The 22,859-nt window shown below is 63.0% G+C and carries 18 protein-coding genes; 9 read left to right on the top strand and 9 right to left on the bottom strand.

Going from position 1 to position 22,859, the window contains the following annotated elements:
- The first annotated feature begins 236 nt into the window (after window positions 1–236).
- Window positions 237–3,158: a ligand-binding sensor domain-containing diguanylate cyclase gene (locus tag B0E46_RS11150; RefSeq protein ID WP_168171190.1), complete on the top strand. Its 2,922-nt coding sequence runs from the start codon at window positions 237–239 to the stop codon at window positions 3,156–3,158.
- A 39-nt stretch (window positions 3,159–3,197) separates the two neighbouring features.
- On the opposite strand, the gene B0E46_RS11145 is transcribed toward B0E46_RS11150, so the two are convergent.
- A complete protein-coding gene (locus B0E46_RS11145; RefSeq protein ID WP_077555863.1) occupies window positions 3,198–4,175 on the bottom strand; it encodes a mitochondrial fission ELM1 family protein in 978 nt (325 codons plus the stop codon).
- Between the two features lie 135 nt (window positions 4,176–4,310).
- Between B0E46_RS11145 and B0E46_RS11140 the strand changes: the two genes are divergently transcribed.
- Window positions 4,311–4,904 carry a malonic semialdehyde reductase gene (locus B0E46_RS11140; RefSeq protein ID WP_077555862.1) on the top strand — a complete coding sequence of 198 codons (594 nt, stop codon included), beginning with the start codon at window positions 4,311–4,313 and terminating at the stop codon, window positions 4,902–4,904.
- Between the two features lie 39 nt (window positions 4,905–4,943).
- Window positions 4,944–5,537, top strand: a complete 594-nt coding sequence (locus tag B0E46_RS11135) for a YceI family protein (protein ID WP_077555861.1) — start codon at window positions 4,944–4,946, stop codon at window positions 5,535–5,537.
- A gap of 68 nt (window positions 5,538–5,605) precedes the next feature.
- Here the strand turns inward: B0E46_RS11135 and B0E46_RS11130 are convergent, their stop codons facing one another.
- Entirely contained in the window at window positions 5,606–6,871 is a 1,266-nt protein-coding gene (locus B0E46_RS11130) for a Yip1 family protein (protein ID WP_077555860.1), read from the bottom strand.
- Between the two features lie 193 nt (window positions 6,872–7,064).
- Between B0E46_RS11130 and B0E46_RS11125 the strand changes: the two genes are divergently transcribed.
- The 5 genes from B0E46_RS11125 to B0E46_RS11105 all read left to right on the top strand — a co-directional run bounded on the left by B0E46_RS11125 (window position 7,065) and on the right by B0E46_RS11105 (window position 13,800).
- The gene (locus B0E46_RS11125) at window positions 7,065–7,274 is read left to right on the top strand and encodes a zinc-finger domain-containing protein (RefSeq protein WP_077555859.1); all 210 of its coding nucleotides are present in this window, start codon (window positions 7,065–7,067) and stop codon (window positions 7,272–7,274) included.
- A gap of 77 nt (window positions 7,275–7,351) precedes the next feature.
- Window positions 7,352–8,479 (top strand): glycosyltransferase, encoded by a 1,128-nt coding sequence (locus B0E46_RS11120; protein WP_077555858.1) that lies wholly within the window; start codon window positions 7,352–7,354, stop codon window positions 8,477–8,479.
- Window positions 8,480–8,554: 75 nt separating this feature from the next.
- Window positions 8,555–9,820 carry an O-antigen ligase family protein gene (locus tag B0E46_RS11115; RefSeq protein WP_077555857.1) on the top strand — a complete coding sequence of 422 codons (1,266 nt, stop codon included), beginning with the start codon at window positions 8,555–8,557 and terminating at the stop codon, window positions 9,818–9,820.
- Window positions 9,807–10,574 (top strand): glycosyltransferase family 2 protein, encoded by a 768-nt coding sequence (locus B0E46_RS11110; protein WP_077555856.1) that lies wholly within the window; start codon window positions 9,807–9,809, stop codon window positions 10,572–10,574. The genes B0E46_RS11115 and B0E46_RS11110 overlap by 14 nt, the downstream gene beginning before the upstream one ends.
- Window positions 10,575–11,469: 895 nt before the next feature.
- Window positions 11,470–13,800, top strand: a complete 2,331-nt coding sequence (locus B0E46_RS11105; protein WP_168171189.1) for a S53 family peptidase — start codon at window positions 11,470–11,472, stop codon at window positions 13,798–13,800.
- 124 nt (window positions 13,801–13,924) lie between these two features.
- On the opposite strand, the gene B0E46_RS11100 is transcribed toward B0E46_RS11105, so the two are convergent.
- From B0E46_RS11100 to lpxL, 5 genes are all read right to left on the bottom strand, one after another.
- The gene (locus B0E46_RS11100; protein ID WP_077555854.1) at window positions 13,925–14,767 is read right to left on the bottom strand and encodes a class I SAM-dependent methyltransferase; all 843 of its coding nucleotides are present in this window, start codon (window positions 14,765–14,767) and stop codon (window positions 13,925–13,927) included.
- An 86-nt stretch (window positions 14,768–14,853) separates the two neighbouring features.
- A complete protein-coding gene (locus B0E46_RS11095) occupies window positions 14,854–16,011 on the bottom strand; it encodes an acyltransferase (RefSeq protein ID WP_168171188.1) in 1,158 nt (385 codons plus the stop codon).
- Window positions 16,012–16,279: 268 nt separating this feature from the next.
- Complete coding sequence (locus B0E46_RS11090) at window positions 16,280–17,356, bottom strand: glycosyltransferase (RefSeq protein WP_077555852.1); 1,077 nt, start codon at window positions 17,354–17,356, stop codon at window positions 16,280–16,282.
- Entirely contained in the window at window positions 17,353–18,099 is a 747-nt protein-coding gene (locus B0E46_RS11085; RefSeq protein WP_077555851.1) for a polysaccharide deacetylase family protein, read from the bottom strand. Before B0E46_RS11085 ends, B0E46_RS11090 begins: the two co-directional genes overlap by 4 nt.
- A gap of 178 nt (window positions 18,100–18,277) precedes the next feature.
- Window positions 18,278–19,195 (bottom strand): LpxL/LpxP family Kdo(2)-lipid IV(A) lauroyl/palmitoleoyl acyltransferase, encoded by a 918-nt coding sequence (lpxL, locus tag B0E46_RS11080; RefSeq protein ID WP_254425127.1) that lies wholly within the window; start codon window positions 19,193–19,195, stop codon window positions 18,278–18,280.
- Window positions 19,196–19,289: 94 nt separating this feature from the next.
- Between lpxL and waaA the strand changes: the two genes are divergently transcribed.
- Window positions 19,290–20,555, top strand: coding sequence for a lipid IV(A) 3-deoxy-D-manno-octulosonic acid transferase (gene waaA, locus B0E46_RS11075; RefSeq protein ID WP_077555849.1), 1,266 nt, complete (start codon window positions 19,290–19,292; stop codon window positions 20,553–20,555).
- A 63-nt stretch (window positions 20,556–20,618) separates the two neighbouring features.
- On the opposite strand, the gene B0E46_RS11070 is transcribed toward waaA, so the two are convergent.
- Both B0E46_RS11070 and B0E46_RS11065 read right to left on the bottom strand, forming a co-directional pair.
- On the bottom strand, window positions 20,619–21,968 hold the full coding sequence (locus B0E46_RS11070) for a TolC family outer membrane protein (protein WP_077555848.1): 1,350 nt from the start codon (window positions 21,966–21,968) through the stop codon (window positions 20,619–20,621).
- Window positions 21,969–22,002: 34 nt separating this feature from the next.
- Window positions 22,003–22,662: a protein-L-isoaspartate O-methyltransferase gene (locus B0E46_RS11065; protein ID WP_077555847.1), complete on the bottom strand. Its 660-nt coding sequence runs from the start codon at window positions 22,660–22,662 to the stop codon at window positions 22,003–22,005.
- Window positions 22,663–22,859: the final 197 nt, after the last annotated feature.

Raw genomic sequence — 22,859 nt, 5'->3', positions numbered from 1 at the left:
ACGGATCAGTGCCGATGTTGATCCGTCGTCATGTCGGCCCGGTCTGGTGACCGAGCAGGCGGAACTGCCGGCGAGAACGCTTGTATGGCACCTCGCCGACAGGGCAAGATCGCCGCAAGCAAGCTGCGCACTTCGGCTGGAGCGTAGCTTCGGCAAGGGGGAACATGGCTCGGACGTTGTACGCGGTCCTGTTCGCGATACTGATCTGCATATTCGGTATGCGGTCGGCTGTTGCCTTGGATCCACAGACGCCGATTCATGCCTTTGTGGTGGATCACTGGAGCATCGAACAAGGCCTGCCGCAGATCACCGTCCTCGGCATTGCCCAGGATCGCGCGGGCTTTCTGTGGGTCAACACGCAGACCGCGGTGGCGCGTTTCGATGGTGCGCAATTCGTCACGTTTGACCGCGCCGGCACCGGCATCGACACCAGCATGCTCTCGGCGGTGTGGGCGGATCCGCTGGGACAGGTATGGTTCGGCGGAGCACACGGCCTGCTGCTCGAGCATGACGGTCGCTTCACCGCGCTGGGCGGCAATGCGGTCAATGCGATCATCGATGCCGGTGACGGCACGCCGCTGCTGGCCACGTCCCAAGGGCTGGCGCGTATGCAACATGGCCGGATCGTGCCGGTGCCCGGCTACAGCGGCCCAGCCTACAGTTTGCTGCGCCAAGGCGACGGGGTGTGGATTGGCGGCCTGGGGCGTGTGTGTCGTCTTGCTGCCGTGATGAATCCGCCGGCGGCCACATGCACGCAGCAAGACAGCGCCGCCGCGCAGCCGACAGCCATCAACCAGTTGGCGAGTACCCGCGGCAGCCTGTGGCTGGGGACGCACCTTGGACTGATGCGCCTGGACGGAAGGCGCATCGTCCGTTCGGGACTGAGCCCCGAGCTGGATGCCACGTCGATTGAAAGTCTGCTGACCGATCGCGATGGTGCGTTGTGGATCGGTACGGTGCCAGCGGTATACCGGCGCTTGCCTGATGGCACCCTGGAGCACGCGGACGACAGCGATATCGCCCATCACCCATGGGTCGAGGCCTTGTACGAGGATCACGCCGGCAACCTGTGGATGGGTACCCACATCGGAGGCCTGTACCGGGTCTGGAACGGCTGGACGCGACGTGTGTCGCTGCGCGATGGATTGGCCGATGCCCTGGTGTGGAGCGTGGTGCGCGCACCGCAGGGCGGGATCGTGCTTGGCACCAATTCCGATGTGGAAATCTTCGACGGCAAGCACGTAAAGCCGCTGATTCCCGGCAAGGCGCTGCCGAATCCGTCCGCCTACGAGCTCTACTACGACCATCGGGGGCGGCTGTGGATCGGCACGCGCGCCGGCATCGCAGTTTACGAGCATGGCCGCGATGTGACTCCGCCAGCGCTCACTGCGCTGGCCAGCTGGCAGATCAACGATGTGCGCGAACTGACGGAGGACGACATCTGGATCGGCACATCCGGCGGCCTGTACCGCTGGCACGACAGCATCCTCGATCGCGTCGATCCCGGGGCGTCGGTAGCCGCCGCAACCATCCGCTCGATCCTGCCGCTGGCACCGAACCACCTGTATCTGGGTACCGAGGATGGGGTGCGCGAGTGGCGTGACGGCAAACTGAGCGAGCCTGCCTGGGCCGAACCCCTACGCGGCCACTTCGTCTCCCGCGTGGCGCTGCTGACTCCGGGCATGCTGGGTGTGGCCACCACCGATGCAGGCATCGGCGTCATGGTGAACGGCCAGCTGCGCATGATCACCCAGCAGGATGGTTTACCCAGCGACAATGCGTGGACACTCGACATACACGATGGCGAGCTCTACGTCGGCTCGATTGCCGGTGCATGGCGGTTGCCGCTGGCGCAACTGCCGCTGCCGGGCATGCCCGCGCAGCCGCTGGTGCCGCAGCTGCTGGCCGGCGAAGAACGTGCCACCAGCCTGCACAATACGCACTGCTGCAACGGCGGTGCCGGCGCACGCAGCCTGATCGTCGGCGATGTCGTCTGGTACAGCACGACGGACGGAGCCCTCGGGCTGGATACACGGGCACTCGGCACACAGCCGAAATCGCCGCAGGCGCTGATCGAATCGATCGAGCACCAAGGCCACCAGCTTCCGGGCGAGGCCTTCGATCTGCGCCAGGGCGCGCGCGATCTGGCCATCCATTACACCGCGCCATACTTGCGCATGGGCTCGGTGCGCTTCCGCTACCAGCTGGAAGGCTATGACACGGGCTGGCAGGACGTGGGCGCTCGGCGCACCGCGTTCTATACGCATTTGCCGCCGGGGAAATATCGTTTCCGTGTCGCCGCGGCGCTTTCCGGGGGCGCCGCGTTTGGCCCCGAGACGAGCCTGGCGATCCAGGTAGAGCCGCATTGGTATGAGCGCCTGTTGGTGCGGGTCGCTGCGATCCTGCTGTTGTGTCTGGTGATCGCCCTGCTGGTCGGGTGGAGCCTGCGCGCGCAACGTCGCCGCAATGCACGACTGGAAGCGCAGGTCGTGCAGCGCACCGAGCAGCTTGCGCGCGCGATCGAACGCCTGCGCGTGGCCAATCTCGCGCTGGCCGAAGAGAGCCACACCGACGCATTGACCGCCTTGCACAACCGGCGTTACTTGCTGGCCCGATTGCCCGAGGTGCTTTCCGGCGACGAGTGCACCGGGGTGCTGCAGATCGATATCGACTACTTCAAGCAGGTCAACGATGGTTACGGTCATGCGGCGGGCGATGCGGTTCTGCGTGCACTCGGCCGCGTACTTGCGGCTGCGCGACGGGGCAGCGATATCACCGTGCGCTGGGGCGGCGAGGAATTTCTGCTGCTGCTGTCCGGCGTCGATGCTGCCGGTGCGCTGAGCATTGCGGAGCGCCTGCGCCGGGACATCGCGATGCAGGATTTCACGGACGGTCGCGGCGGCAAGATCCGATTGACCTGCTCGATCGGCTTCAGCCTGCATCCACTCGCCCTGCATGCCGACAGCAAGACGTTCGATGCCGCGCTGGAACTGGCCGACCTTGCCCTCTACCGGGCCAAGCAGGATGGGCGCAATACCTGCGTCGGGCTGGTGGCCGCCAGTCCGTTGTCGACCGAAATCCTGTCTAGCCCGCTCGCGCCGCAACTCGATGCGTTGCTTGCCGACGGTCGACTGCGCTGGGTACGTGAAGCGCCATGAAGCATCTTGGGCAGCTGATCGCCGCCTTGAATGGCGTGCCTAACCAGGTTTGCGGCGCAGGATTCGTTCGCGCAGCTCGGTGGCGATCACGGCGGTTTCGCGCAAGGGCGCAGCCGGTTCAGGTGGTGCTGGCGCATCGAGATCCTGCAGCAGCCCGGCTTCGCGCAGCGAATGGTGGAAGCGCGCGATCTTCGGCGGCAGCGATCCCATGACAAAGGTTTGCACCGGGCAGCCGACGGCACAGGCTTCGCTGAGCATGTTGACCGAGTCGGGCGTGACGATGAGGCGATCGGCCCAGCCGAGCACGCCCGGATAGGGATTGCGGCCGTCATCGCGGCCGGCCCAGACCAGGCCGGGCACGCCTTGCAGGTGCTGCCGGAACATATCGATCAGTGCGGGTGGAGTGCGTCGCGAGGCGAGCACCAACAGGCTGCCTCCTGCCTGTCGCTGGCGGGCCAGCAGACGGGTAGCCAGCTGTTGGGCGTAACCGGCATCCAGCGCGATGCCCTTGCGCGGGCCGCCCAGGAGCACGCCGATGCGCGGCTGTGGCAGTTCGGCGAACTGCGGGCAGGATTCGCGACCGTCGGCCAGCCAGGTGTCGTCCACGTTATTCAACGAGCCGAGCGGTTGCAACACATTGGCGCCGTCGAGCTGGTCATGCCGTGGCGCGATCACTGTATCCCAGTGCGCCGGGTCGATGCGCGGATCGAGGATCTGCACGGTATAGCACTGCCCAAGAGACAGCCGACGCAGCAGGCGGGTGAACAGGGCGGCGGCCCGACCGCAGCCGATCGCCACACTTGGCCACGGGGGGGCAAACAACTTGCGTTGGCTGGCTGGCAGGACAAGTGGTTCGCCCAAGCTGAAGCGCGGCGCCAGCCACGACCATGGCGCGCGCGGTGTCAGCACCAGGTGGCGGAACGGTGTCTGCAGGTGTTCGGCCAGTGCCAGTGCCTGCCGCTGGTTGCCGGCGGCGGCATCGGTGATCACCCAGCATTCACCCTGAAGCTTCAGCATGGGCGCTGGCGGCGTGTCATTGTTTCCCTGGTCAACACAGTACGTTCCCCAAGTCGTGATCTGTTGGCGCTCGCGCGCCTATACACTTGCAAGTTGCAGCGCCATATCGGCGCGTCGATTCAGCAGAGGATACCCATGAGCGAGTTGCTTTCCGAGACCGGCCTCGACCAGTTGTTCCGCAACGCCCGCACGTTCAATGCGTGGCAGCCCAAGGACGTGAGCGATGCCCAGCTGCACCAGCTCTATGAACTGGCCAAGTTCGGTCCGACCAGCGCGAACGCGTCGCCGATGCGGGTGGTGTTCGTGAAGTCGAAGGAAGCCAAGGAGAAATTGGCGCCGTTTCTGTCCGAGGGCAACCGTGCCAAAAGCATGGAGGCACCGGTGACGGCGATCATCGCCACCGATCACGAGTTCTACGAGCAGCTGCCGAAGCTGTTCCCGCACGCCGATGCGCGCAGCTGGTTCGTCGGCAACCAGCCGCTGATCGACACCACTGCCTTTCGCAACGCCACCCTGCAGGGTGCCTATGTGTTGATGGCCGCACGCGCGCTCGGGCTCGATTGTGGCCCGATGTCCGGTTACGACCAGGCTGGTGTGGACGCGGCGTTCTTCGCCGGCACCGCCATCAAATCCAATTTCCTGATCAACATCGGTTACGGCGACGCCGACCGCAACCTGTTTCCACGCAGTCCCCGCCTCACGTTTGACGAAGCCTGCACCATCGCCTGAAGCAACATTGCCTTCCCCGTCCTCAAGGAGTCATTAGCCATGCGCGCACTGAAATATCTCGCTCTCGCCGGTCTGCTCGGCGCCGCCGTATCGGTGCAGGCCGCGCCGGTCACCTACAAGCTCGATCCGGGCCACACGATGGTGCTGTTCAGCTGGAACCATTTCGGCTACTCCAACCCCGTTGCCGACTTCGGCCTGGGTGACGGCACCCTGGTGTTCGACGAGCAGCATCCGGCCCGGTCCAGCGTCGAGGTGACGCTGCCGCTGGCCAACCTCGACACCCATGTGCCGGCGCTCGACAAGCATTTGAAGGAAGCCGATTTCTTCGACGCCGACAAATACCCGACAGTGACCTTCAAGAGCACCAAGGTGCAGCCGCTGGGCGGCGGCAAGTTCAAGGTCACCGGCGACCTGACCGTGCATGGCGTGACCAAGTCGGTGGTGCTGGACGCCACCTTGAACAAGGTCGGCCCGCACCCGATGACCAAGGCCCAGGCGATCGGCTTCGATGCCACCGCCACCTTGAAGCGTTCGGATTTCGGTGTCGGCGCGTACGTGCCGAAAGTCAGCGACGAGATCAAGATCCGCATCACCACCGAAGGTGAAGTGCCGAAGGCCGACGCGGCGAAATAAGCACTCGCAGTGTTCATGAAAAAACCGCGCCGGTATGGCGCGGTTTTTTTATGGACCATGCCGCTGGATCAGTTGGATTTCACGCCCGCATCCTTCAGCGATTCCAGTTTGCTCAGGTCGATGCTGGTGACGGCCTGCTTCAGCTGATCGATGCTGTCAGGGTTGCCGTTCGCCTTGACCGTGAAGCGCTGGCCGAGCACCACGCTGTATTCGCCGGACTTGGACTGGGTATCCCATGCCTCGTGCACCATATTGCCGTCGACGGTGTGGGTCTTCTCATAGCTGTGGTCGGTCTCCTTGTCCTCTTCGGGCGCCATCGCGGCGGCCATCGCCACAAAGCCCTTGGCGCCGCCGGTATCGGTGACCTCCAGCGTGATGTGCTGGCCGCTGTCGTTGCCGTACTCGGCGCTGGCATCGGAGACCTGCATGCCCATCGCGTTGTTGCGCTGGGCCGAGATGCTGGTGCGCTTGAGGCTGCCGAGGCTGTCGGGCAGGAAAGCCTTGATCTGATCCGGCGCAAGCGCCTCGACACTGCCGTTGGTGCCGGATACCGCGCCCATCATCTTACCCATCGCGGCCTGCTGCGCGGCGTTGTCGCCGGATTTCTGCGCAGCGTCGAGTTCCTTGCTGGCCTGTTCCGCCTGCTGACCCATCGCGGCCAGCTTGCCGAGGGCGCTGTTGCCGTCGACGCTGACGCTGCTACCGTCGCTGCTGGTGATTTGCATGCCGCTCATCGCGCCGCCGCCTAGCGCGGCAACTGCGAAGACGGAACCGATGACGATGCTGATGATCCAGCCCAGCACGATGGCGATGATCACGCTCACCGCCGTGTAGCCGGCCGCCTTGTCCGACGGGCATTTCATGGTATGCGGCAAGCCCACGTAGAGCAGATAGATCGAGTAGATGCCACCGAGGATCGCGATAAGCCAGCCCAGCCAGGGCACGATCAGGGCAATGCCAGCTACCCAGTAGGCCGTCCAGGCGTAGGCGACGGTCTTCAATCCCTGCGTGGTGTCCTTCTGGCCGCCGAAGCTGGGTGCCAACAGGCTGATGATCAGCGCGACGACATAGGCGAGCACCAGGGTCAGCACATAGCGCAGCAGCATCTCGCCGATGCCAAAACCGATCGGCATGCGTACCGTGATGCCAAATGCGCCGGTGCCGATCAGACTGCCCTTGATGAAGCCGGCGATGGCCGGCAACGCCGCGAGAATCGCGATATAGCCACTGTACAACCCGCTGACCGTCGCCGGTTCGGCCGCAGCCACCGGCCATTCGGTCTGGGGTGTCGTCAAGATGCCCTTGACACGTTCAATGATCTTTCCAGAGTCCATGGTTTGCTCCTGAACGAGTGAATCCCGGCGCATGGCGCCGGGGCGAGGATGTATGTCCGTGCCTGATGAAATTCACATGAATCCAGCCAGCAGACATGGCTGCCGGCTCCCCACGAGCCCCTTCCGTCGCCCCCCGACAGAAGGCTTCAGCCTGCTACCATTTGCGGCCTGATGTCCAGTCTGGAGTTCCCTCATGTCGCGTCCCCTTTCCGCGGCCGTGCCGCTGGTGCCGGCAAATGCCGAAAATCGTTACGAAGTGACGCGTACGGACCTGCCGTTGTCCTGCCCGATGCCGGGCATGGAGCTGTGGAATTCGCACCCGAAGGTGTATCTGCCGATCGTCGATGACGGTGGTGAGTCAACCTGCGCCTACTGCGGCGCGCATTACGTGCTGCGCGATTGACCGGTTGAGTTCATTCGAGCAGCTGGCGGCATTGTTTTTGCTTGCCTCTGGGAATGAAAGCGTCCAGTCCAGAGCTCATGTCCAGCATTGTCGTACCCGCCAGGCTGCTGACTGTGGTCCAGTTGATCCCCGCGCTGCATTCGGGCGGCGCGGAGCGCTCGGCGCTGGAGATCGCACGGGCGCTGGTGCAGGCGGGTCATCGCTCGGTCGTGATCTCGGCCGGCGGCCGGCTGACCGAGCAACTGCTGGCCGAGGGCAGCGAACACATCACGCTCGATCTCGGGCGCAAGTCGCTGGGTACGCTGACCCGCCTTGGCGCCTTGCGGCGTGTGCTGCACGAACTCAAGCCCGACATCGTGCATGCCCGCTCGCGGTTGCCGGCATGGATGGGCTGGTGGGCCCTGAAAGGGATGGCAGTGCGGCCGCATTTCATCACCACCGTGCACGGGCTGAATTCGCCGGGCAGTTACAGCGCGATCCTGTTGCGCGGTGAGCGGGTGATCGCGGTTTCGCAAACCGTGCGTGACTACGTGCTCAGCCATTACCGCTGGCTGGAGCCGGGCAAAGTGAAGGTGATTCCGCGTGGGATCGACCCGGCGGCGTTTCCTTACGGGCATCGCCCGGACGATGCGTGGCAAAAGGCCTTCTTTGCGGAATTTCCGGCACTGATCGGTGCGCCGATGCTGACCCTACCCGGGCGCGGTACACGGCTGAAGGGTCATCACGACGCGATCGAACTGCTGGCCGACCTGAAACGTCGCGGGATCGAGGCACGCCTGTTGCTGCTGGGCGTGATCGAGCCCGGTCGCGAAGCCTACGTGAAGGAACTGCGCGAGCTGATCAGCATGCGCGGGGTCACCACGCAGGTGGTGCTGACGCCGCCGCGTAGCGACATCCGCGACATTTATGCGGTGTCGTCGCTGGTTTTGCAGCTGTCGAACAAGCCCGAATCGTTCGGGCGAACCGTGATCGAGGCCTTGTCGCTGTGCCGGCCGGTACTCGGCTATGCGCACGGTGGCGTCGGCGAATTGCTGGCCGAGCTGTATCCGGCCGGGCGCGTACCGCCGGGTGATCGCGAGCGGCTGGTCGAGCGTGCCGCCGAGTTGTTGCGGGTGGCGCCGTCCATCTCTCCGTTGCAGAGCTATCGCCTGATCGACATGCAGCACAGCACGCTGGCGCTTTACGACGAAGTGGCCGGCAGCTGAAGTCTTGGCGGGCTCCGGGTCCGCGGCTGTGCCCGGTCGCCTACAATGCCGGATCGCCTTCGCCTCGATCCGCGCATGAATTCCTTCGGTACCTCGCTCAAGGCAGCACTGCGTTCCCCGCTGTTGCCGTACTGGCTGGTGGTCGCCTTGCTGCCGTTCGGGCGAAGTTCCGAACTGGGTACCTTTCTTTGCCTGCTCGGAGTGCTGCTGCTGTTTGCACGTGAGCCGTGGGCCTGGCGGCAGCATCCGGGGGCGCGACTGTTGTTGTGGTTGCTGGCGGCTTATGCGGGGGCTGCGCTGTTGTCTGCGTTCGGCTCCGTGGTGCCGGGCAAGAGCTGGGGCACCGTGCTGGCGCTGCTGCGCTATGCGCCGCTCGGCCTGTATGCGTGCTTTGCGATCCGCCGTGACAGCAAGCTGCAGGCGCTGTATGCGGCGGTCGCGCTGGTGCTCGCGCTGTGGACCGTGGATGCCTGGATGCAGGCGCTGACCGGCTGGAGCGTGGCCGGACATGCCGAGGCCGAGCGCATCTCCGGTATCTTCGGCGCCACCGATCTCAAGCTGGGTCCAACCCTTGCCGTGCTGTCGCCGTTTGCGTTGTGGGCGGCGCGCCGGCGCTGGGGCCGGGCAGGTCTGTTGCTTGCGTTCGTGCTGGTGCTGGGCCCGGTGCTTCTGGCCGGCTCGCGTGCGGCGTGGGTGAGTTACGCGCTGGTGGCGCTCGGTTTTGCCTGGCGCGAAGCGCGCTCGCCGCTGCGCTTTGCCGGGCTCTGCGCGATCGGTGCATTGCTGCTGGTGCTTGCCGGCGGCATCGCCTGGAGAACCTCGACGCGCTTTCAGATGCGGATGGATCGCACCCTGCTGGCCTTGCAAGGCACGGGGCAGTCCGTCGATACCGCGCTCAGCGGCCGGCTGGATATCTGGCGTACCAGCGTGAAGATGGTTGCAGCGCATCCGGTCGATGGCGTCGGCGTGCGCGGTTTCCGCTATGCCTATCCGCGTTACGCACCGGCAAATGATCACTTCCTTACCGCGGAGTCCTGCGGCGTGGGCGAGGGCGCGTGTCACCCGCATCAACTGGTGCTGGAGATACTCACCGAAACCGGCGTGCTTGGCTTGTCATTGTGGCTGGCCGCCGGCGTGCTGGCATGGCGTGCATGGCGCAGGGTAGGCGAAGCGGCGCGCATGCGCGCGTTCCCCGCCACTCTGGCGCTGGCTGTCATGCTGTTTCCGTTGAACACCCATCTGGCCTTCTATTCGGCATGGTGGGGTCTGCTGTTCGGCTGGCTGCTCGGGCTATGGTGTGCCGCACTGTATGTGGTGGGAGGTGACGATGAGCCAGCGTGAACCGTTGTCGGTCGTGGTGACCACAATGAACAACGCCGGCACGCTCGACGCCTGCCTGCGCTCGGTAGCCTGGGCCGACGAGATCGTGGTGCTGGATTCGGGCTCGACGGACGCCACGTTGGCGATTGCCGCGCACTACGGTGCACATATCCATAGCCAGCCGTTTGCGGGCTACAGCGCGCAGAAGCAGGCAGCCATCGACCTGGCCAGCCAGCGCTGGGTGTTGCTGCTCGACTCCGATGAGTCGCTCACGCCGGCGGGCGCCGCCATCCTGCAGCAGGCATTGCAGGCACCAGTCCATGCGGGCTATCAGCTATGGCGCCGCGAGTGGCAGTTCTGGCGCTGGCAGTCATTGCACAGCCGGCTCAATCATTACGTGCGGCTGTTCGATCGCCAGCGCGCGCGGATGAGCGATCACCAGGTGCATGAGTCGGTGCTGGTGGATGGTCCGATCGGGGTACTCGACGTGGTGATTGATCATGCCGGCGAACCCGATATAGCCGGACGTGTTGCCAAGGCCAACCGCTACTCCACCATGCAGCTGGCGGATCTGGCTCCGCGCAAGCTGTCCTGGCTGCGTCTGCGCATGGTGCTCTATCCGGCAGTGGCCTTCCTGCGTTACTACGTGCTGCGTGGACATTACCGCTCGGGCTGGGCCGGCTTCATCGCCGCCCGCATCCACGCGTTCTACGCGTTCCTGAAATACGCCAAGTTGTACGAGCTGCGGCGATCTGCTCAGCGAGTGGATCGTTAATGGGGTCTAGAAAAATCGTGCCCTTGCTTGTCATCCCTGCGAACGCGCCGCACAGGATGGTGATGGTTCTGCGAGGTTCGCCGATGCGCATGCGATAACCTTTGGTTATATCAAATGCTGCGCAATTGCTTGCGGATATTTGGCTGCGTGTTGACTACACACTCGCTGGTTTATGCCATTGATTATAATGGCGTGGGAAATTGTTGCTGACGTATTGCCGACGCAATTTATTTCGACACGGGCGAAGCACCATTCCGGATCCATCACGAATGGCTTTGCCTATGCCATTGACTTGCTGGCACATTTGAAATTGATGCCATGAGCTTCGCCGCAATATTTATCTGCAATTATTTTCGCCCATGACGTGAAATCGCAATTTATTGCAATGCGATGACTTTATTGGGATAACGAATTTGGCGATCGAGTTCATGGAAAATTGCCTGCAAATAGCATTGCAGGCATTAATTGGTCGGCGCACACTTCAAGCGGCAACTTGAGACGTTTCCTCATCGGTCTTTATGAAGGCAACGCTACGCAGGGCATGTATCCGGGTGATCGGTGAGGGAATCGGATTTGTATGAATTGCACATGGCTCGTTGCCGTGGGGGGTTCTTTTTTTTCATTGTTGAGCAACGGCAGATCAACACGCGGGAGTTGCTGTTGCCTACGGTGCAGTAAAGGCGAATGAACGGCGTCCCCGTTCATTCGCAGTGGAGGGTGGGGAAGTTTCGGTAGTAGTGGGCGTAGGTGTGCACGCAAGGTGCAGTTCGCAAAGTGGATCTGGCAAGTGCGCCATCGACTTTTTGACCAACTTACATAGGGAGCTACAAAGATGAAACAAAGATATTTCATTCTCAGTGCGTCGATTGCGGCAGCGCTTGCCAGTACGCCAGCCATGTTGCTTGCGCAGGCACCGGTTTCCGTGAAAAACCTGGCTTTGGCGGGTATCAATACCACGGAGGCCTCGAGGGTCACCGGCACGGTCAATAACAACACGCTGGTAGCGCTCCCGAACACGCATCTGGGATTCGTCACCAAGGCGGCAAGCAATCATGTTCCCGATACGGCCAAGATGAACCATATGCAGCTGGTTCTCCGGCCCAGTGCGCAGCGCCAGGCAGCGCTGAAGCAGCTCATCGCAGACCAGCATGATCCGAAATCGGGCAAGTTCCGTCAGTGGCTTACGCCGCAGCAGTTCGGCGAGAATTTCGGCGTGACCGACGGCGATATCGCTGCGGTGACCAGCTGGCTGACCTCGCAGGGTTTCAAGGTCAACAGCGTCTACCCGAACAAGACGCAGATTGATTTCAGCGGTACCGCTGGCCAGGTGCGCCAGGCGTTCCATACCCAGGAGAATGCCTACACGATCAACAAGGTGAAGCACCTGGCGAATGCCACCGACATTGCCATTCCGGTGGCGCTGAAGGACGTGGTGGTTGGCGTGATGGGCCTGAACGATTTCCATGCGACGGCGCAACATGTGAAGCCGAAGATCGCGCAATGGAATGCTTCCACGAAGAAGTTCGATCTCAAATCCGCAGCGGATGTAGCGTCCCAGAAGGCACTTCAGCAAGTGGCGAAGGTGCAGGCAGCCACTGGACAGGCGATCAAGCCACAAGCGATCAACTTCGTGGGTGGCGCACGTGGCCTGGTGCCCTTCGATCTCAACCAGATGTACAACGCCAATGTGTTGCGCAAAGCAGGCGTGACCGGTGCAGGCGTGACCATTGCCGTCGTCGAAGACCAGGACATGGTGCCCGCAGACTGGACCAACTTCGTCAGTACATTCAATCTCACCCAGTACAACGGCACCTTCAGTCAGATCAATCCGGCACCGACCAGCGGCCCGACCAACTGCAATGACCCCTCCGTCGCCGACTTTGGCGAGTCGGGCGAGACCCTGCTTGATGCAGAGTGGTCCACCGCGATGGCTCCGGGTGCAAATATCGAGGTCGCCAGCTGTTCCGATTACACCGCTGATTTTTCGGGCTACGCGACGACGAATTTCTTCGGCGGCGTTTTCATTGCGGCGACCAACCTGATCAACGGTACGACTCTGCCGAACATCATCAGCGCCAGCTATGGCTATGGTGAATATTTCACGGATTCCACCAGCAAGACGGCGATTGATGCCATGTGGGCACAGGCCGATGCCGAGGGTATTTCCGTCTTCGTGTCGACCGGTGACTCCGGTTCCAATCCGAGCTTCAATGGCGGTCTCATTAATGGCTACAACGGCGCTTCGGGCGTCGATGCCAACTCGTTTGCCACCTCACCCAACGTGACGGCTGTGGGCGGCACGGATACCGCTGACGTCCTCGACGGTACCACCAGCAAATACTTTGCCAGCACCACGAACGCCTATGGCGGTTCGGCATGGGGTTATGTGCCGGAGATCCCGTGGAACCAGTCCTGCGGCAATGGCGTGGCTGCCCAATCTTTCGGTTTCAGCTCGGTTCTGGCGTTCTGTCAGGAATACCTGAAGTACGATCCAGAAGGGTATTACGCGACCTCCGAGGCCGGCAGTGGTGGTCCTTCGTCGGTGGATGCCAAGCCAGCATGGCAGTCGGCGGTATACGACGCTGCGCTGGATACATCGCGCGACCTGCCGGATGTGGCCCTGTTTGCCGGCTCGTATGGCGGCGCCACCTGGGTGGTGACTTGCACATCCTATTATCCCTGCACACCCGACTTCTCGGGTCCGGTGGCGCTCAGTGGCGGCACCTCGCTGTCTTCGCCGATGTTCGCCGGCATCCAGGCGTTGATCGATCAGGGCCTGGGCACCGCCGGCAGTCCGGTCAGTTCAGGCAATGCGGCACCCACTCTGTACGCTCTGGCGGGTCAGGAGTACGGCACCAGTACCTCCAATGATCCGGTGCCGACGGCCTGCGCCAGTACGGATCCTGCTCCCGGGAACATCAGCGGTTGCGTGTTCCACAACATCACTCGCAGCGCGATTTCCTCGCAGTGCTATCAGCCGAGCAATCTGGCGTTCACCACGGCGAACTGTTACTACTATGGGACAGTGGAGCAAGGTGCATTCCAGCTGGGTCTGACTACCCGGGACGCGGCGCCCACCAGCTATACCGTCAACAACCGGGCCTTCGGGGCTCGGCCGGGCTGGAGCTTCGCTTCTGGCCTGGGTTCTGTAAATGCGGCGAACCTGTTGGCCGCATGGAAGATCTATGCTGCCACGCCGCCACCAACTGTGGCAGCAACGAAGTAATCGTTTAGCCGCTGCGCGTTTTCAGGCGGCCACCACGAAGCAAAAAATCCCCGGCGGTTCGCTGCCGGGGATTTTTTGTGGTGCGTCCGGAAGGGCGCGCCAGCTTTGAGGTGAAAGTCCGCGTTCAGTCGGATGTTCGGCGTAGCCAAAGGCTTCCGCCATTCATGGGGTTATCGCCAAGCAGCGCGGCCAGCGAGGCGGTATGGCATTCACGGGCTATGGCACTCCCGTAGACCACCTTGAAGCGTGGATTGAAGGCGAGAAAGGCGTGCAGCAGATATTGTTCGTTCCACGAAAAGCCCAATTCGCAAACCCATCGTTGCGGGTAATCGCAAGGCAGAAAAATATCGTGGAAGTGCACGTAGACGCCCGGCGCGAGTATCGGAAGGATATCCAGCACCAGTCGATTCACGTCACTGCCGGTTTTGGCGACATGCGAGGAGTCGATGAACAGGATGTCTCCATCACGCAGGTCCGCGAACATGCCTTCGTCGACTTCCTGCACGCGCTGGCGCAGAAGCGCGATATGTCCGGCTGAGCAGGCCCGAGCCAGGAAAGGGCGGGGATATGGCTCGATGCACGTGATTGCCGCGGTGCCATCCAGGAAGCGATGGTTGACGTCGGTCATGAGAAGCGTGGAATAACCCGAACCCACCTCGACGATGCGTCGAGGTCGAATCATGCGCAACAGGCAGAAGAGTACACGTGGATCCTGCCGGTCGAACTGGCCATTGAAGTCATAGAAGTGATCCAGTTCCTCATCTGGCGATCCGCTGGCGGGGTAGCTGAAGTCTTTGAGCAATGGCGGGAAAACCGTGCCGAGAAGCTCCTCATGCCCTGCAGGATTGAGGTCGACCCCCCTGGTCACTCTTCCCGTTGGCCAGATGCGTTGTGCGTCACGCATTGCCTCATCGGGATCAACGACTGGAGAGTAGAAGTGACCGTCAGGAAAAGCTGGCTGTGCCATTCAATACAATTTCCAGAAATTGCGGACTGGCGAATTGACGTTGTCGCTGGTGATCGCTTGATACCGCCGGTCGTCGTTCCGCGACATCAGGCGATGCGCTTGATGAACTGGATCCATCTGTAGCGAGTTGCCCATTTTTTCCAAAGCTGCGCGGGAACGCGTTTGAGCTTGAGCGCAGGTTTTTCAATGGCATGCCAGGACAATATGCCAAGACTCAGGGCCAGGGGAAATGCCATCAGCGAGTTGGCCAACGGCGGAAGCGTCGGGAAATGGTGCGCAATCACCTGCTGCATGGGGAAACCCCAGATGTAGAGGCCGTAGGAATAATCGCCAAAACGATTGTAGCCATGCCATGGCGTGCAGTAGGCGAATGAAAAACAGAATTGGGCCAGAGTGATGCCAAACGCATACGGATAGACAGCGGTATCTCGCAGCAGGTACGCCGTCACCCCGAGTACAGCGACGCATGGCCAGCCGATAGGAATGATGCACCGATGGAGATAGCACAGCGCACCTAGTGCAAACATGGCAGCAATGTGCAAATAGATATCAGGCAGCATCAGAATGGCGCTGTTCGGCAGGAAGATACCCAGCAGTAGCAGTGCGGCAATCACCAGGCTGCCGAGCCATCGTCGGGACAGCGCGCCAAATAGACCCAACGCGGCGGCCCATAGATACATGCGGGCTTCGGCGGGAAGGGTCCAGATCGAACCATTGATGGTGTCCAACTTTGGATTGTCGACAAATACTCCCGGAAGCTGCCACGCCATGTGAGTCTGCAGCTTGATGTTCTGTATCACATAGTTCAGGACGACCGGATCTTTTAAATAGGCACTGGTGGGCATGTTTGTGTATACCGCACCCAAGACGAAACTGGACACGACAAGACAGAACAAGTAAGCCGGGAAAATTCGCAGAATGCGTGCCCACAGGAAATCGAACAGATGTTTCCGGCGCAAATAGCTTCCGGTAATCATGAAGCCGCTGACCACAAAGAACATGTCGACGGCTAGCTTGCCCGAGTCGATGCCCCATCCCAGCCATGGAAGCAGGTCGCGAAAGCCGCTGCCTCCGGTTACGGCGCCGCCATGGCGATAGATCACCAGGGCGGCGGCCAGGAGTCTCAGCAAGAGAAAATTGTCCTGTTTACCTCGCAGCCCGGTGTCCAGTGCCTTGACTGATTTCAGTATCCGCAACTTGCCGGGATACCTGGACTGATCCGTTTGCTCAGGAGCATGGGTCATGAAAATTCCGGGGTGCCATGATGGCTGAGGTGACCAGAACCAAGCTGATCCTGGCCGCTCGAACAGCAATGTGCAGCCGCTGCATGGAGATCGCGTCTTTGCTGGGGTAAGACCGCCGGCTGCAGTGGCGAAAGTAGGCCTCATTCTGCCGCCGGTGATCAAGCACCTTGTCCGGCCATCGGCATCGTGGCCGGGCTCATGCGGTGCTTGAACCCATAAAACTTGTACATGCCTTGGCGGCAGCCCTCGGATTGGCTCGATGAAGCCATCAGCCCTCGGCCAGTATCCGCTGGAGCTCGTTGGCGATCACGCAAGTGCTGAAGCGTTGCTGCACGTATTGATGTGCAGCCGCGCCCATCGATTCGCGCACGGATGCGTCGCACAACTTCAGTATCGCCACGCGCCACGCGGACACGTCGCCTGGGGGCAACAGCAGCCCGGTCACGCCGGCCTGCAGTGTCTCGGGAATTCCACCGATATCGCTGCCAAGTACAGGAATCCCGGCCGCCTGTGCTTCGATCGAGACCCGTCCGAAGGTTTCGGTCGCGATCGACGGGAAGGCCAGCATCGAGAAGGCGCTGTAATAGGGATGGACATCATGGATCCAGCCGGGGAAATGGTGTCGCCCCGTGGTGGGATGCGCGGCAGCGAGGTCGCGCAGGGCCGCTGCATCCGGTCCATCGCCCAGCCACAGGCAGTGCAATCGTGGCTCCACGGCCATGGCGGCGGTGGCGGCTTCGAACAGCGGGAAAATGCCCTTGCCGTCGTGCATGCGGCCGGTATAACCGAGCACGATCGCGTCCTCGCTGATTCCAAGCGAACGCAGGATCTCGCTGCGTTGCTGCGGATCGAACCGGCACAGTTCCATGTTGACCGGGTTGTACAGCACGCGTACCAGGTGTTCCGGGGTGCCGCGGTCCAGGTAAGCCTGGCGTGCATGTTGCGAAACGGCGAAGAAGCGTTGGGCGAGGCGCGGAATCAGGTAGGCGGAAAGTCGCTTCATGGGCGGCGTGCGATGTCGGAACAGTGCGACCGGCACGCCCAGCAACCGTCCGGCCAGGATCAGCGGCCAGTATTCCTTGCCGAAATTGCCGACCAGCCAGTCGGGTTTCAGATCCCGCGCGGCCTTGAAGACGGCGGCATAGCCGCGCAGGTCGAGCACGTTGCGGAATTTCGCCTTGTACAGCCGCACCCGCGACTGCGCCAGTCCCTGCCAGATCAGGCCGTCGGGATAGATCACCGCACTGACCTCATGTCCGGCTTCGGCCATGGCCTGCACCAGGGCGACGAAGTGGCTGGCGGCCCCGGTGTTCTCGGGATTGGTGCCGACAAAGAGCAGTTTCACCCGCGGCGATCCTCATAACCCGACATCACGCGCATGGCGAACTGTGGCAGCAGGTGATGGCGGGCGATCTGCACCCGCGGCAACTGCCACAGGTCCATGCCGGCGCTGGCCCGGCCACGCGCGGTGGTGGTGGCAGCGGCGAAACCCGCTTCGCGCACCACGCCGGCCACGCGGTGGTCGGCATCGCCGTAGGGATAGCAGAACTGCGTGACCGGCATGCCGAGGCGATCCTCCAGCGTCGCCTTGCTGCCGTGGATCTCGTCACGCAGCTGTACGTCGCTGCATTGAGTCAGGCGAGGATGGCTGTGGGTATGCGCGCCGATCTCCATGCCGCCGCGATGCCACTCGCGCAGCTGCTCCACCGACATCAGCGGCTTGCGCACGCCAAGCCGTTCGGCATCCCACTGGTTGTACTGGCCGATGCTGCCACTGACCACGTAACAGGTCGCGCTGAAGCCGTGTTGCTGCAGGAGCGGCAGGGCGTGCTCGAGGTTGTCCGCATAGCCGTCGTCCAGGGTGATCACCGCGACCCGGCCGCTGCGTTCACCGCGCAGATAGGGCATGGCGGCGGACATGGACAGCCCGGCGTAGCCGAATCGGCGCAGCAGCCACAGTTGCCGCGCGAACGCCCCGGGGCTCACGTACAGGCTGCGCCAGCGGCGGATTCCGCGCGGTGCGCGCGCGATGTTGTGGTAGGTGAGGATCGGCAGGGCGTTGGCCCGCGGCAACGTATCGTGGCTCATGCGGCTAAGCGCCTCAAGCAGGATGTGTGCTGCAGGCAAGCGACGCCGCGCCGGCAGCCACAGCCGCACGGATGCGGTCGCGGCTGGCGCGGGCAGGAATGGATGGGCATGGCGGATAAGGCTGGTGGGACGGCGGGCGCCATTTCACACGCGGCCGCCTTTCGCCCGCCTGTCGAACTCAGTACACCGCCGGCGTATCCGGCGGCCGCGTCTTGAAGCGCTTGTGCACCCACAGGTACTGCTCGGGTGCCTCGCGCACCATCTGCTCGATGCAGGCATTGACGCGGGCGGTATCGGCCAGCACGTCCGGGCTCGGGAAATCCGCCAGCGGCGCGCCCAGGCGCAGTGCATAGCCCTGGTTGCCGGGCAGGCGGCGGTGGAAGAACGGGATCACTATCGCGCCGGACAGCCGCGCCAGGTGATGGGTGGCGGTGATGGTGGCTGCAGGCACGCCGAAGAACGGCACGAACACGCTGTCCTTGCTGCGCATGTCCTGGTCCGGCGCATACCAAAGCGTACCGCCGCCGCGCAGGTATTTCACCGTGCCGCGGATGTCGTCCTTGTCGAACATCGCCTCGGCGTAATGCAGCCGGGAGCGCAGCACGGTCCACTCGAATACCGTCGAATCCATCTTCCGGTACATCCCGGCAATCCGGATGCGCTGCGAGACCAGCCGTGCGCACAGCTCCAGGTGCGAGAAGTGGCCGCCCACCAGCAGCACTCCCTTGCTCTGCGCACGCGCCGCTTCCAGGTGCCGCAGTCCCTCGATGCGGGTCGGGATGCGTGCCATGCGGCGATCGCTGCCCATCCAGCCCAGCGCGAATTCCACCAGCATCATGCCGATGTCGCGCAGGTTGGCATCGACCAGCGCGGCTTGTGCGGCGGCATCGAGTTCCGGAAAACACAGCGCGATATTCGTTTCGGCAATGTGTCGCCGTTGCGACGGAACGCGCAGCACCAGCGCGCCGAGCCGGCGGCCGAGCCACAGCAGCGCCGCCTGCGGCAGCTGCGCGATCAGCCAGATCACGGCCACGCCCAGCCATGCCGGCCAGTGGCGCGGCGCAAGCAGTGAGCGGGTGAAGGTGGGGCGGAACATGCCGGGCATCGTCGGCATTGTAGCGGGCCGCACCTAAACAGGCTCGTGGCGGTCGCTCTCGTTATACTCGCGCGTTGCCGGCAAGGAGCGACTGTTGCGCTATCTCTATACCCTAGCGATGTTCCTGGTGACGCCGTTGCTGGTGCTGCGACTGCTTGCGCGTGGCGTGCGGTCGCGGCCTTATCACCGGCGTTGGCCGGAGCGATTCGGATTCTTCCATGCGCCAGGCTTCAACGGCAGCCTGTGGGTGCATGCCGTGTCGGTGGGCGAGGTGAATGCGGCCGAGCCGCTGATCAAGGCGCTGCGCCGGGATTACCCGGACGCGCCGCTGGTGATCACCACGGTGACGCCAACCGGCACGGCACGCGTGCACCAGCTGTTTGGCGACAGCGTGTTCCATGTCTACCTGCCCTACGACTTGCCTTATTCGGTGGCGCGCTTCCTGAAGAAAATCCGGCCGCGTCTTGCCCTGATCGTGGAAACCGAGATCTGGCCCAACCTGTATTTTGCCTGCCGCCGTCGCGGCATCCCGTTGATGATCGTCAATGCGCGCCTGTCGGAGCGCTCGATGCGCGGCTACAAGCCGATGCGCGGCATGGTGCGTTCGGCGCTGCGTTGCGTGCGGCAGATTGCGGCGCAGTCACGTACGGATGCCGCACGCTACCGGTTGCTCGGCGCTGATCCACAGCAGATCGTGGTGGCCGGCAACATGAAATTCGACATGCCGATCCCGGAAGGCGCGGTGGCCGATGGTGCGGTCATGCGTGAACATTGGGGAGCACGGCGACCGGTGTGGATGGCCGCGAGCACGCATGAAGGCGAGGAGCAGGCGGTGCTTGAGGCGCACCTGCAGGTACTCAGGCACTTGCCGGACGCGTTGCTGCTGCTGGCGCCTCGACATCCGGAACGTTTCCGCCTGGTCGAGTATTCGGTGCGCAGCCTGGGCTTCAACGTCGCCACGCGCAGCGTCGACGGTATTCCGCTGCAGCACACCCAGGTGTTCCTGATCGATGCGATGGGTCAGTTGATGCCGTTCTTCGCGGCGGCCGATGTGGCCTTCGTGGGCGGCAGTCTGGTGCCGATCGGCGGCCACAACGTGCTGGAGCCGGCGGCCTTGTCCATTCCGGTGCTGGTCGGGCCGCATACTTTCAATTTCCAGGAAATCACGCACAGCCTGATCCAGCAAGGGGGCGCCCTGCGTGTGAAAGGGTGCGCCGAACTCGGTCCGGACTTGCTGCAGCTGCTGTGCGATGCGGCGCGACGCGAGCGTATGGGGCTCGCGGCACAACAGGTGTTCGAGCGTGAACGTGGTGCCGTGAAGCGGATCATGCAGCTGATCGATGCCTTGCTGCAGGAGTAGCCACAAAAGCCAACGGCCGGGGGTGAGCCCGGCCGTTGCGCTGATGTGATGCGCGCAGGTGGCTTACTGCAGCAGCGCGTTGATCTCTTCGAGATCCTTGAAGTCGGCGGTGCCGGCCGCCTGTTTAAGCAGCAGCTTGTTCAGGATGAACTGGTGGCGGGCCTGCGAATAGCTGCTCTCCGACGAGGTCAGGGTCTGGATCGCCAGCAGCACGTCGGTCATGGTCTGGGTGCCTACCGAGTAGCCGGCGCGGGTGGCGTCCAGCGCTTCCTGGCCCGATTGCACGGAGGCCTTGCCCGACTGCACCTGGGCGATGCCGGAAAGCACCGAGCGGTAATAGTTCAGCGTGCTGGCCTTGACCTGGCGGCGCTGGGATTCCAGCGAGTCCTGGGCGGCATCGCGCTGGTAGATCGATTGGCGCACCTGCGACTGGGTGAGCCCACCGGAGAAGATCGGCACGCTCAGGGTCAGCCCGATCGTGGTCGAGGCCGGGGTGTTCGAGTGGATGTCGGAGTTCTGGTACCAGCTCGCGCTCTTGCCGTAGCTGAGGTTGGCGCTGATCGTCGGCAGGTGGCCGGCACGGGCTGAAGTAATGTTGTGCTCGGCCGTCTCCACGTTGTCCTTCTGTGCGAGCAGGCTGGGGTTGGATTCCAGTGCGGTCCTTACCCACTCATCCGGATCATTCGGCGCCGGCGGGGTGAGCGGCAGGTCATCGCGCAGCTTTTTCAGGTCGCCGGTCGGCTTGCCGGTGATCTGGCTCAGCGCCTCGCGGTCGTTGTCGAGTGTGTTCTGTGCGGCAATCGTCTGGGCCTTGGCTGCCTCGTAGGCGGCCTTGGCTTGGTAGGAGCCGGTAATCGCCGCAATGCCGACCTTGTACTGCTGATCGGCCTGGTCATACTGCCGCTTGAGGGCTTCTTCGTTGGCCTTGGCAAAGGTCAGCTGATCCTCGTCGGTCAGCACGGTGAAATAGGCCGTGGTGACGCGCACGAACAGGTCCTGCACGGCGGCCTGGTAGGTCTGGTCCTGTGCCGCTGCGGCGGAGTGGGCAGCCTTGAGGTTGGCGTACTTGCTGAAGTCGAACACGCTCTGGCTGAGCTGGCCGCTGATGTCCCGCGTGCGGGTATGGCCGAAACCGCTGGTGCTGATGAATTGGCCGGGATTGTTCGGATCCTCGAAGGTCTGGCTGCCCGAGCTCTTGCTCTGGCTCAGCGTCATGCCGGCGGAAATCTGCGGCAGCAGCAGCGCACGGGCCTGATCCACACCTTCGCCGGTGGACATGCGGGTTGCATCGGCTTGCGCCAGCACCGGGTCGTTGGCACGCGCTTGCTGGTAGGCATCGAGCAGATCTTCGCCATGACTGGGCAGCGAAGTGGCGGCCAGTGCCAAGGCCAGGGTGAGCAGCTTCAAACGCATGGGTTGCCTCGTGGGAAATCGGTCGGGGGCGTAATCAGAAGACAAACCGTTGTGCTGGTTCGGCGTGAGTCAGATAGGGCAGGTCGGTTTCGAACAGGGTTTCTTCGCGGTAGCGGCCTGCGCCCTCCTGGGTCAGCAAGGTGACCTGCTGCACCGGCGACTGGCCATGCACGACCAGCGCGCGACCACCGGGCTTGAGCCAGGTCAGCCAGCGTGGGGGAATTTCGGACACGGCGCCGGTCGCCACCAGCACGTCGAACAGCCCCTGCGGCTGCCAGGCCTCGACTGCTTCGCCAGTGACCAGGGCGGTGTTGGCGATGCCGGCGGCGAGCAGGCGCTGGGTGGCGGCGGCAATGAAGTCGGCGTGGATGTCCAGGCTGGTCACCTGGGCCGACAGTGCCGCCATGCAGGCGGTGAGAAAACCTGAGCCTGTGCCGATTTCAAGCACGTGATCGGCCGGCTGCAAGTCCAGTGCCTGCAATACGCGGCCTTCGACCACCGGCTTCATCATGACCTCGCCATGGCCCAGCGGCAGGCACAGGTCGGCGAAGGCCAGCTGGCGGTGCGCGGCATCGACGAAATCCTCGCGGCGTACACGGCTTAGGACGTCCAGCACCCGGGCGTCCAGCACCTCCCACGGGCGAACCTGGTTTTCCACCATGTTCAGACGCGCCTGTTCGAAGTTCATAGCCATTTGCTGAAGTCCCGTGCGGATCGAAAAAGGTCAAAAAGGATAAGCGCTTGAGCCTGGCCCCACAACGATGATCTGCAATGGTGGCAAGCCTGCCGCTTGTAATCCGGGTCACGAAGTGCCGGAAGTCATCGCGAGCAGCTGACGGCCGTCATCTCGCGCCATCGCTCCGGAATGGAGCGTTGAGAAGTCTGGTGAAG

The sequence above is a fragment of the Rhodanobacter sp. B04 genome (assembly GCF_002001125.1).
Taxonomy (GTDB): domain Bacteria; phylum Pseudomonadota; class Gammaproteobacteria; order Xanthomonadales; family Rhodanobacteraceae; genus Rhodanobacter.
This window is presented reverse-complemented; position numbering and strand designations above follow the sequence as displayed.

What these genes read in the sequence shown, in the direction of transcription:
- B0E46_RS11145 (WP_077555863.1), bottom strand. Translation starts at nt 4,175, where the DNA reads ATGCTGAAGCTTCAGGGTGAATGCTGGGTGATCACCGATGCCGCCGCC.
- B0E46_RS11140 (WP_077555862.1), top strand. Translation starts at nt 4,311, where the DNA reads ATGAGCGAGTTGCTTTCCGAGACCGGCCTCGACCAGTTGTTCCGCAAC.
- B0E46_RS11135 (WP_077555861.1), top strand. Translation starts at nt 4,944, where the DNA reads ATGCGCGCACTGAAATATCTCGCTCTCGCCGGTCTGCTCGGCGCCGCC.
- B0E46_RS11130 (WP_077555860.1), bottom strand. Translation starts at nt 6,871, where the DNA reads ATGGACTCTGGAAAGATCATTGAACGTGTCAAGGGCATCTTGACGACA.
- B0E46_RS11125 (WP_077555859.1), top strand. Translation starts at nt 7,065, where the DNA reads ATGTCGCGTCCCCTTTCCGCGGCCGTGCCGCTGGTGCCGGCAAATGCC.
- B0E46_RS11120 (WP_077555858.1), top strand. Translation starts at nt 7,352, where the DNA reads ATGTCCAGCATTGTCGTACCCGCCAGGCTGCTGACTGTGGTCCAGTTG.
- B0E46_RS11115 (WP_077555857.1), top strand. Translation starts at nt 8,555, where the DNA reads ATGAATTCCTTCGGTACCTCGCTCAAGGCAGCACTGCGTTCCCCGCTG.
- B0E46_RS11110 (WP_077555856.1), top strand. Translation starts at nt 9,807, where the DNA reads ATGAGCCAGCGTGAACCGTTGTCGGTCGTGGTGACCACAATGAACAAC.
- B0E46_RS11105 (WP_168171189.1), top strand. Translation starts at nt 11,470, where the DNA reads ATGTTGCTTGCGCAGGCACCGGTTTCCGTGAAAAACCTGGCTTTGGCG.
- B0E46_RS11100 (WP_077555854.1), bottom strand. Translation starts at nt 14,767, where the DNA reads ATGGCACAGCCAGCTTTTCCTGACGGTCACTTCTACTCTCCAGTCGTT.
- B0E46_RS11095 (WP_168171188.1), bottom strand. Translation starts at nt 16,011, where the DNA reads ATGACCCATGCTCCTGAGCAAACGGATCAGTCCAGGTATCCCGGCAAG.
- B0E46_RS11085 (WP_077555851.1), bottom strand. Translation starts at nt 18,099, where the DNA reads ATGAGCCACGATACGTTGCCGCGGGCCAACGCCCTGCCGATCCTCACC.
- lpxL (WP_254425127.1), bottom strand. Translation starts at nt 19,195, where the DNA reads ATGTTCCGCCCCACCTTCACCCGCTCACTGCTTGCGCCGCGCCACTGG.
- B0E46_RS11070 (WP_077555848.1), bottom strand. Translation starts at nt 21,968, where the DNA reads ATGCGTTTGAAGCTGCTCACCCTGGCCTTGGCACTGGCCGCCACTTCG.
- B0E46_RS11065 (WP_077555847.1), bottom strand. Translation starts at nt 22,662, where the DNA reads ATGGCTATGAACTTCGAACAGGCGCGTCTGAACATGGTGGAAAACCAG.